Annotated in this window: 5 protein-coding genes and 1 pseudogene; 5 read left to right on the forward strand and 1 reads right to left on the reverse strand. The window is 46.8% G+C overall.

What is annotated here, in order from left to right; translation table 11 throughout:
• Positions 1-333 (forward strand): annotated as a pseudogene (locus B3157_RS05440) (hypothetical protein); the annotation flags it as partial.
• A 49-nt stretch (positions 334-382) separates the two neighbouring features.
• On the opposite strand, the gene B3157_RS05445 reads toward B3157_RS05440, so the two are convergent.
• Positions 383-967: a DUF1349 domain-containing protein gene (locus B3157_RS05445; RefSeq protein ID WP_214078463.1), complete on the reverse strand. Its 585-nt coding sequence runs from the start codon at positions 965-967 to the stop codon at positions 383-385.
• Between the two features lie 365 nt (positions 968-1,332).
• Between B3157_RS05445 and B3157_RS05450 the strand changes: the two genes are divergently transcribed.
• From B3157_RS05450 to B3157_RS05465, 4 genes are read left to right on the forward strand one after another with little or no spacing between them, the layout of a single operon-like run.
• Positions 1,333-2,373 carry an ABC transporter permease gene (locus B3157_RS05450; RefSeq protein WP_292589441.1) on the forward strand — a complete coding sequence of 347 codons (1,041 nt, stop codon included), beginning with the start codon at positions 1,333-1,335 and terminating at the stop codon, positions 2,371-2,373.
• On the forward strand, positions 2,370-3,764 hold the full coding sequence (locus tag B3157_RS05455) for an ABC transporter permease (protein ID WP_103134611.1): 1,395 nt from the start codon (positions 2,370-2,372) through the stop codon (positions 3,762-3,764). The genes B3157_RS05450 and B3157_RS05455 overlap by 4 nt, the downstream gene beginning before the upstream one ends.
• A 5-nt stretch (positions 3,765-3,769) precedes the next feature.
• Positions 3,770-4,741, forward strand: a complete 972-nt coding sequence (locus B3157_RS05460; protein ID WP_099829757.1) for an ABC transporter ATP-binding protein — start codon at positions 3,770-3,772, stop codon at positions 4,739-4,741.
• The gene (locus B3157_RS05465; RefSeq protein ID WP_214060652.1) at positions 4,738-5,775 is read left to right on the forward strand and encodes an ABC transporter ATP-binding protein; all 1,038 of its coding nucleotides are present in this window, start codon (positions 4,738-4,740) and stop codon (positions 5,773-5,775) included. The genes B3157_RS05460 and B3157_RS05465 overlap by 4 nt, the downstream gene beginning before the upstream one ends.
• Positions 5,776-5,841 lie beyond the last annotated feature (66 nt).

A 5,841-nucleotide genomic window follows, 5' to 3' on the forward strand; every position in this document is an offset into this window, starting at 1 on the left:
GACAATGGCAGAACAATTGAGATTGGTATACAGCAAAGCGTGTTTGTTAAGCTAAAAAAAAGCAGCGATGAGAATTCCGATTGGCAGATCTCTTCTTGTCCCGGATTTGAGGTAATCAGCGGTCCCTATGCAGAAGAGTATATGGACGTCCGATATACGATATTTCATTTGAAGCCCACCGGCCCGGGGGAAGTCCTGATTGAGTTTGCCTACGGAGGGAAAAATCCGGAAGCCTCGTCTGCAGAAACATTTACAATCAGGGCACAAATCGCCGAAAAGACGGAACACCTGCTTAAGCCTGGTGATGAAGACCACGATGTCGGCTCAAACTAAAACCCGCAAGATGCAAAACTAGCAGCGCTAAAAGAGGAGATTTCGATGTTCATTCAGAACGCAAGTCGATTTCATCGAAAACTACTCTGTATCCGCTACCTCTCGGGCTACAGCAATATGGTCCAACCATGACCGGGATCTTGCCATCATCCTCCAATAGTCTCGCCAGACGTAGCTGAATCCAGCCGTCTTGCCAGAAGCAAACCGAATAGTCAGGCCCCTTTCTGTCAACACGAACCCTAAGCTCCTTCGTATCGGCTGGCACATTCTGAGTTGACCAATCCGAGTAACCCGAGTTCGTAACGACCGCACCGAGTTTTGATGGGTCTGAGCCTTCAAATTCAACCGAGCTCTTGAGCCAACAAGAAGGAGAGATTCTTACCATCACACCAGCTTGATCATATTGATTGACCGGCAGAAACTTCACTCCAACTATCAGCGAGAAATCTCCCATCAAAGAAAGATGTAAGAAGTGCCCGTTATCGTTTCTAAACCCATAACTCGTCCTCTGCCAGAAATCCGTTTGTGAATCCGCATCAATCACAAGTTTCTCACCATCCAGCTCCCAGTTGCTTGGTTCATTGAACCATTTGAAGTACTTCATAGCTTCCTTATTAAATGAAGACAACCGCATATGATACCTCCCGATTTTCTTTCTGGATTATATCGCGACAAGATCGAAACACGTAACCAATAGTATATAATTGCTTTGAATCATTAAGACTATCCTAACTTTTCCTGTGCTTTGCAATACTATGTGTCTTTTGAAAGGAAAATAATCTGTAGACGAGATTTTCCTTCTAATCATGTTGTTTCGAGTTGCTCCGAGAAGACCTTAACACCACTCACAAAAACACAAGACATTCACCCGGAGTGATTCAGTTCATAGGCAACTGAAATACGAGATCGTTCCTGATGCTTATTTGGAAATGGTGGAGGTCCCGGTAATACTTTTGTCAGTGGAAGTCAGAAGGAATTGTCTGCCAATCGAGGTGATTTATGTACTGGAAATACGCAATCAAGAGAGTTTTATACGGATTTCTGATGTATTCAATCCTAATCTTCATCTTTTCTGCTCTATTCAATACAGTAATGGAGCAAACTCTGAGAGCGCAGATAGAGGAGCAGATCAGAGGCGAAACTATGAGGATGACAAGTCTCAACGAGAGCCAGCTTGCAAATTACGTCGCAAACAGAAGAAACGACCTGTACTCTCTATACCGGCTGAACAGACCTGTCGCTGAGAGAGTAGTGTGGCGAACATGGGACACGCTGACATTCAATTTTGGGAATTCTACAATCATTAGAGCTTCAGATGGCAGCAGGAGCGTATGGAGTGTTGTTTCGGAGGCGATCCCAAAGACACTTCTTCTCTTTTCGGTAGCTATGATGGTAGACATTGTCCTGGGCCTGCTTCTAGGACTGAAAAAGGCACAGAAAGCAGGCGGGTTTCTAGACAAAAGCACTTCGGTGGGAACTATGGTGGTATTTGGCATGCCATCATGGTGGTTGGGAATGATAATGATAATGTTCTTTGCTTACGGAGTGAAGATCTTTCCTTCAGGTGGTCTACATTCTACTCCTCCTCCAGAGGGAATTTCGTATTTCTTCGACCTTCTCTATCATCTAGCTCTTCCGGTACTGACACTTGTTGTCATCGGGTTCTGGGGAAGGGCTTTCCTTACTCGAAACATAGTCCTCGGAGTCCTTCAGGATGATTACATCATGGCAGCAAGAGCAAGAGGTATTCCTGAGAGGAGAGTTCTGTACGGGCATACAATGAGAACATCTGCTCCACCAATTGTAACGATGTCACTTCTCGCTCTTCTGGCATCTGTAGGAGGCAATATAGTGTTCGAGGGCATTTTCTCCTGGCCTGGAATGGGCAATCTGTACTGGATTGCTTTGCAGCAGAATGATGTTCCGGTCCTCATGGGAAACCTGGCTATTACGACCGGACTATATATTTGTGGTCTTGTGATTCTTGATCTTATATATGGCTTGCTTGATCCAAGGATCAAGGTAGGTGGTAAACAGTGACTATTAGCGACTTCAGAAGATCATTAGGCGGTTTTTGGAGCGAGTTCAGAAAGGTCAAGTCAGGCATAATCGGGGTAATCTTTCTTGTTATATTCATGTTTATCTTGATCTTCGAACCGGTTATCGTCCCCTATCCCGAAGCAAATCTGAAGTGGAGGGACATAACTTATTGGCAGGACCTACCGGCTAGCGCTCCGCCTTCATGGATCAATATATTCGCTTCAAAAAAGAGAGCTGTTTCCGAGAGTATTGAGGAATACTCGTTTTCTGAGACTATGGCGGGAGCGATGAGAATACAAGAATACGTCTTCGAATACGATTATTCTGCTTCAGTTGCTCCTTCAGATATCGTATTTCATGCCTCGGGAGTCGGCAAACCAACTGTAGTTATTGCGATCGAGAGACCGGACGGTTTGACGATCGATCTATATAGAAAACAGCTTGAAGTGTCCCCTACTCAGAGTCTAAGAGTTTCGATAGACAGATCGTCTCAGACTTCGGCCATGAATTTTGGAAAGAAGTATTCCCCCTCAGAAGGAGTCCAGCTTCAGACCATAAAGACTACTGATGTTCTGTTCTCTAAGGCTCAACCGGGCATATTCAGAAGCCCTTCGCCATTGGTGGGAACATACAAGTTGAAGGTAACCCTTTTGCTGCAGAAGGCCGACGAAAATATCGAAGGAGCCTTTGTAAATATTGCAGGCAGAGTGCACGGCATTCTGGGAACGGACAACTCCAAGAGAGACATATGGAGCGGAGTAATCGCAGGCGTGAAATGGGCTATGCTTATCGGACTGCTCACTGCCCTCATCTCAGTATCCATAGGTGTCGTATATGGTGTCATAAGTGCATACGTCGGAGGCTGGAAGGACTCTCTCATGCAAAGGATATTCGAGATATTCATAAGCGTTCCTATGCTTCCCGTTCTCATCGTCATGAGCGCAGTCTTCAAGCCGAATATATGGGTAATGATAGGAATAATGTGCATCTTCTACTGGGTAGGACCGGTGAAGACAGTCAGAAGCATGGGACTCCAGATAAAGGAAGAGACCTACATAGAGGCCTCAAGAGCTCTCGGGGCATCTAATACGAGAATAATCTTCAAGCATATGGTGCCTCTGCTTATCCCTTACGCCTTCGCCTCTATGGCGCTCAATGTCCCAGGTGCTATCGTTGTAGAGGCTACGATAAGCCTTTTGGGTCTTGGAGATGCAACTATTGTTACGTGGGGACAGATACTCCAGGCAGCCAACAGCGGCGGAGCTATGCTGAGTGGGATGTGGTGGTGGGTAATACCACCAGGACTGGCGATAGCCTTCATGGGTATGACATTCGCATTTGTAGGGTTTGCAATGGACAAGATACTTAACCCGAAACTGAAGACGAGGTAATGACTATGGATAACATATTGACAGTAGATAACCTCAAGCTTTACTACTACACGAGCAAAGGTGTCGTGAAGGCCGCAGACGATATCTCTTTCTTTCTCAAGAAGGGTGAGACTCTCGGTCTAGTAGGCGAGTCCGGTTGCGGAAAGACTACCACCGGCTTCGCCCTGCTTAAGATGCCCACTCCCCCGGGTAAGATCGCAGGCGGGAAGATAGTGGTCGACGGTATAGACATTACTCCCCTGCGTGAGAATGAAATGAGAAGGAACATCCGCTGGGAGAAGATCTCCATGGTCTTTCAGGGCGCTATGAATACCCTCACTCCCGTCTACACCATCGGAAAACAGATGATGGAGACTCTGCAGGAACACAGAGAGATGGAGAGAGACGAGGCGAGAAAGAGGATAGAGAAGTATCTCAACCTGGTCGGTCTCTCCAGCGATATAGTTAAGAGATATCCACATGAACTCTCAGGTGGCATGAAACAGAGAATCGCCATCGCTACCGCTCTCTTTCTAGAACCGAAGGTGATAATCTGTGACGAACCCACCACAGCCCTGGATGTTATCGTGCAGGCTCAAATAATAAACCTCCTCAAAGACCTTAAGGAGAAGCTAGACCTTTCATTCATCTTCATAACTCACGACCTTGCAACCGAGGCGGAAGTGTCCGACAGAATAGCCGTTATGTATGCCGGAAAGATAGTGGAGATAGGAACAAACCAGCAGATATACGGAGAACAGGGGCCCTGTCATCCCTATACAAGAAACTTGCTCGCTGCAACTCCCAGACTGCACGCGAAGGTAAGTGAATTATCGTTCATCCCCGGTGCTCCTCCAGACTTACTGGAACCTCCATCGGGCTGCAGATTTCATCCGAGATGTACCCTCGCTATGGATAAGTGCAAGGAAGAAGAACCACCCCTTATTGAGATTGAAGAGGAACACATGGTGGCCTGCTGGAGGTGTGAGAAGAGATGACAGATAAGATCATTGAAGTGAAAGACCTTCAGAAGTGGTTCCCCATAAGGAGAAGCATATCCCAGTTCTTCAAGGGTGAACACAATTATGTTAAGGCCGTTGACGGTATATCCTTCTCAATAAACAGGGGCGAGATATTCGGTCTCGTTGGAGAGTCCGGTTGTGGAAAGACGACGACGGGAAAACTAATTATGAAACTCCTCGAGCCTACAGGCGGCAACATGCTTCTAAACGGAAAGGATGTCACTCATATAGAGAAAGATGAACTGAAGAGATACAGAAGGAACGTACAGATGATCTTTCAGGATCCATACGCTTCCATGAACCCGAGGTTCAAGATAAGGGATGTCATGGAAGAGCCTCTCATAATACACAAACTCGGAGAAGACAGAGACGCGAGAATGAAGATGATAGAGAAGGCTTTGAGGGAAGTCAAGCTCAACCCCCCAGATGAGTTCCTTGTGAGGTATCCCCACATGTTATCCGGTGGTCAGAGACAGAGGGCTGCTACTGCCAGGACTCTTCTTCTCAATCCCGAGCTTCTCGTTGCGGATGAACCGGTATCCATGATAGACCTTTCCACCAGGGCGGAGATACTACACATGATGAAGGAAGTGCAGAGAGACCTTGGACTGACTTATCTCTACATAACACACGATCTCTCTACTGCGAGATACTTCACAGACAGGATAGCTGTCATGTACCTTGGAAAGATAATAGAGATAGGAGATCCAGACGATGTTATAGACAATCCCGTTCATCCATACACAAGGGCTCTCATTGCTGCCGTATGTGAACCGGTCGCGGGAAAGGTGAACAAACCCAAGGTAGTGCCTATAAAGGGAGAGATCCCCTCAGCCGCCAATATCCCTCCCGGCTGCAGATTCCATCCGAGATGTCCTTATGCAAAGGCTGAATGCCGGGAAAAGGAAGAACCTCAACTGCAGGAGATAGAGGACGGACACTTGCATGCCTGCAGGAGATGGAAGGAAGTCGTTGAAGAAAGCAGGAACGGGGTAGGGGTTAAGGGGTAGGAAAGAGCAAAGGATCGGTTCAAAGTTGCAAGTTGTGAGAAAAAGCAAAAGGCCGGGGTTGGGGGT

The sequence above is a fragment of the Mesotoga sp. UBA5557 genome, from assembly GCF_002425715.1.
Lineage (GTDB): Bacteria > Thermotogota > Thermotogae > Petrotogales > Kosmotogaceae > Mesotoga.

What these genes read in the sequence shown, in the direction of transcription:
- B3157_RS05465 (WP_214060652.1), top strand. Translation starts at nt 4,738, where the DNA reads ATGACAGATAAGATCATTGAAGTGAAAGACCTTCAGAAGTGGTTCCCC.
- B3157_RS05450 (WP_292589441.1), top strand. Translation starts at nt 1,333, where the DNA reads ATGTACTGGAAATACGCAATCAAGAGAGTTTTATACGGATTTCTGATG.
- B3157_RS05460 (WP_099829757.1), top strand. Translation starts at nt 3,770, where the DNA reads ATGGATAACATATTGACAGTAGATAACCTCAAGCTTTACTACTACACG.
- B3157_RS05445 (WP_214078463.1), bottom strand. Translation starts at nt 967, where the DNA reads ATGCGGTTGTCTTCATTTAATAAGGAAGCTATGAAGTACTTCAAATGG.